Origin of the sequence: Microcystis sp. M49636_WE2 (assembly GCF_030065375.1) — a bacterium.
Lineage (GTDB): Bacteria > Cyanobacteriota > Cyanobacteriia > Cyanobacteriales > Microcystaceae > Microcystis > Microcystis aeruginosa_C.
This window is the reverse complement of sequence record NZ_JASJFG010000969.1, coordinates 1-3,426: the sequence shown is the minus strand read 5'-3', so window position 1 is coordinate 3,426 and position 3,426 is coordinate 1. Positions and strand designations below refer to the sequence as shown.

At 51.5% G+C, this 3,426-nt stretch carries 5 protein-coding genes; 4 read left to right on the top strand and 1 reads right to left on the bottom strand.

Translation table 11 applies throughout. The features are described from left to right. Positions 1-467, bottom strand: a 467-nt coding sequence (locus tag PX484_RS22340) for a Uma2 family endonuclease (protein ID WP_288105548.1), incomplete at its 3' end; no start/stop codon positions are given. Between the two features lie 178 nt (positions 468-645). Between PX484_RS22340 and PX484_RS22335 the strand changes: the two genes are divergently transcribed. The 4 genes from PX484_RS22335 to PX484_RS22320 all read left to right on the top strand — a co-directional run. After that, positions 646-1,140, top strand: a complete 495-nt coding sequence (locus PX484_RS22335) for a tetratricopeptide repeat protein (RefSeq protein WP_004163671.1) — start codon at positions 646-648, stop codon at positions 1,138-1,140. A 143-nt stretch (positions 1,141-1,283) separates the two neighbouring features. Further along, the gene (locus PX484_RS22330; RefSeq protein ID WP_287765498.1) at positions 1,284-2,384 is read left to right on the top strand and encodes a S1C family serine protease; all 1,101 of its coding nucleotides are present in this window, start codon (positions 1,284-1,286) and stop codon (positions 2,382-2,384) included. Positions 2,385-2,443: 59 nt separating this feature from the next. Next, the gene (locus PX484_RS22325) at positions 2,444-3,052 is read left to right on the top strand and encodes a COP23 domain-containing protein (protein WP_002763038.1); all 609 of its coding nucleotides are present in this window, start codon (positions 2,444-2,446) and stop codon (positions 3,050-3,052) included. Between the two features lie 39 nt (positions 3,053-3,091). Next, a partial coding sequence (locus PX484_RS22320; RefSeq protein ID WP_353853257.1) for a trypsin-like peptidase domain-containing protein occupies positions 3,092-3,426 on the top strand: 335 nt, incomplete at its 3' end.

The window sequence follows — 3,426 nt, the reverse complement described above, 5'->3', positions numbered from 1 at the left end:
TCCTGACGGTAGACGAAAGCCTGTTTATTGTGGCGATCGATCAACCATCCTAACTTCACCCCGTTCTCCCGATACTCCTCCATTTTCCGCTTTAACTTGGATAAACTATCGGTTTTAGAACGGATCTCGATCACGAAATCCGGCGCGAGATCGAGAAATTCATCCTCCCTTTCCTGCCAACCGGACGGTAAACGTTCTCTCGCCACGAAAGCCACATCGGGAGAGCGTACCGCGCTATTGGCCAGTTTAAAACCGCCGCTAGAACTAAATACCTCTCCTAACCCGTTCTGTTCGACCCAGTAGAGCAGGCGAGCGCCGGCTTTCAGTTCTCGATTCGCCGAAATACTTCCGATCGGTGCCATAGTGACTAAGGTTCCATCTGCATTGCGTTCAAAGCGTAATTCCGGGTTCTGACAACTGAGGCGAATTAATTCCGCATCAGTAATCGTCGGGGATTTGCTTACCATATTGCATCAAAAAAAACAAGTATTTTTCACTAAATGATAACAAAGCTCTCCCGATTGCCGCGCTTTTTCCGTTTGTATCCGAAAGGAAAAAAAATTGATTGCCCTATTCTGCATATTCCCAAAAAAACAACCGATGAATTAGGTAGAAGCTCAAATCACCCTTACCGAGGAACTAGCCATGAAATCCTTTGCCCTTCTCACCACCGTCAGCCTAATCGGCCTCTCCACCCTCGCCACTGTTCGCCCCGTTATGGCCCTAGAAAGCCGACAACCAGCCGAAACCCTGATCACTCAAGCGAACTACAAAGAAGCGATCGCCCACTTTAACCGGGGAATTAACTACATCCTACAGGAAAAATATGATCTCGCCCTCGCTCAATTCACCAGAGCGATCGAACTCGATCCAGACTATACCGAAGCTTACCTCGGTCGGGGCATGATTTACACGATTCGTGAACAATGGCGGCCGGCGTTTCAAGACCTGAACACCGCGATCCGACTAAACCCCCGCGCTGCCTACGCTTACCATTTCCGCGGATACGTCCATCTCGCATTTAACCAGAGACAAAATGCGATCGCCGATCTAACAACGGCCGCCGAATTATTTCGCCAGCAGGGAAACACAGAAATGTACAACAGCGCCATAGAAGCACTACGGCAGATAGGTGCGTAAGTTGCAAGGGAGAGCGATCGCGCTCCCCCTCTAAACTTTTGTGAAAAAAGCAACCTGAAGACTTAAAACTTGATCGCATAATTGGAAAAAAACCAACGATAACATACTTGCAAGTATCCCCCGACTAAAGAGGAGCCAACCCGATGAAACCAATTACTTTCACCCTATCGGTGCTACTGGCCACCACTGGCCTACTCGTTCAACCAGGAAACTTCCTGATGGAAAACATTCCACCCATCCTCGCGCAGGAGCAGACCGCTTCTAGAGTCTATCAGAAAGCCAGCCCCGCCGTCGTCACCGTCAAAAATGGCAGCGGCCACGGTAGCGGCTTTCTGGTCAGTCCCGACGGTATCATCATTACCAACGCCCACGTTGTTGCGGACGGACCCCGGGTGGTGACGGTGAAATTTTCCAACGGACAGCAGGCCTCGGCAGACGTGATCGGCTTCGCTAAAAATGGCGTGGATTTAGCCGTCCTGCGGATTTATAACCGCCAAAACCTGCCCTATCTTCCCCTCGCCCGTCCGAACTCCGCCAAAGTCGGCGAAAGCGTTTTCGCCATCGGCACACCCTTAAACGAGGACTATCAAAACACCCTCACCCAGGGCATTATCAGCCGTCTCGACCCCGAAAAAGGCATTGTGCAACACAACGCTAATATCAACAAAGGCAATTCCGGCGGGCCGCTTTTGAATTCACGGGGGGAAGTGGTGGGGGTTAACGTCGCAGGCGATATCGGGAGTTACGTTTACGACGGTGCGGGAAACCCGATCGGCCTTACCCAGAGCGGCATTAATTTCGCCGTTTCCCTCGATCGCCTGCAAGCTTTCCTCACCGCAGTTAAAACAGGCGATGTCTCCACCGTCTCAACATTAGGACAGGACGATCGGATACAGTTACTCGCCCTCCCTCTTAACGGTCAGACCGTTCAAGGCAACTTGACCAAAGACCAAAACGAGCAATATTACGGGTTCGAGGGTCGTGCCGGACAGAAAATCGTTCTGGATATGAACAGCAACGAGATCGCTCCCTATCTTGTCCTCTATCGCGTTCTCCAATCTTCCGAGGGGACAAAATACCCACAGGTCGCCCGTAGTGACCAGCGTGTCGATCGCGCCCCCGGGGATTTTAACGCTCGACTTGTAACCGAATTACCCGCCGATGGAGTTTATATCCTAGTGGCTACCTCTCGCGAAGGGGGTGAATCGGGTCGCTACACCCTCAACGCCGCCGCTAACCCTTAAATAATCCCATTTTGACCCTAATCACGATTCTAATCCCTATTTTCTGAGGAACTATCCCTATGAACTCTAGATATATTTCCCACCGTCTCGCTTGCGTCGGCCTCCTCGCCACTGTCCTCCTCGGTGGTATCGCCCCCGGTTTCAGCCAATCGACCACCCCGAATGGCGTCACCTTCTTCTGTAAAGAGGTGTTCGATCGCGCATCGGGAGGAAAAATCCCCGCCACCCTCGCTTGGATTCCCCAAAGGAGCGGCAATGTGCGGATTATCGGCTGGAAATCGGAATATTTCTCCAAACGTTCCCCGGTTCGTTGCGAGGAAGTCACGAAAAAATTCCAGGAAGCATATAATCAAGGGCGTTTTAACTATCTCACCACCGGCCGGGCGAAGGGATACCCGATCATCTGCAGCGTTTCACGATCCGGCGATCCCTGCGATGGTAATAGCCAACTTTTTACCCTTAAACCCCACGATAATCCAGATTTAGTCTTGCAACAACTCATGGACATCCTAGAGGGGAAAAGCTCGGATATGCTCCTCCAGAATTCCGGAGATAAAACCTATATCTCGATGACGGAGTTTTTCGCCAAAGCACCACTCGCTGATCGCGACGCACCCTGTGGTACGAGATCTGCTGGCCCGCAAAATAATTGCGTTCCCACCCGCTAGAATTTTCGCTGTTTTACCCCGAATTTCCCCATAATAACCATGTTGAAACCCTTTCCCCTACTCCTAAGCCTCCTACTTCTGCCCGTCGTACCGGTTAAAGCGCTATCCCCTTTCTCTGCTCCGGCGATCGTGGCGGAAGACAGCCCAAACGCGCAGATCGAGCGATCGATCCGTCAAGTCACTGTTAAGATTACTAGCGAGATAAATCGGGGATCGGGAATCATTATCGGGAAAAAAGGCAGTATATACCTCGTTTTGACCAACGCTCACGTTACCCGCGGCGCGACCACCCTACAGATCCAAACCCACGACGGCCAAACCCGCACAGCCTCGATCGCGCCGAATTCCCTTTTAAAAGATAAGGATCTGGCCCT

Bases quoted from the DNA above. Each gene is read 5' to 3' on its own strand.
- PX484_RS22335 (WP_004163671.1), top strand. From the start codon at position 646: ATGAAATCCTTTGCCCTTCTCACCACCGTCAGCCTAATCGGCCTCTCC.
- PX484_RS22325 (WP_002763038.1), top strand. From the start codon at position 2,444: ATGAACTCTAGATATATTTCCCACCGTCTCGCTTGCGTCGGCCTCCTC.
- PX484_RS22330 (WP_287765498.1), top strand. From the start codon at position 1,284: ATGAAACCAATTACTTTCACCCTATCGGTGCTACTGGCCACCACTGGC.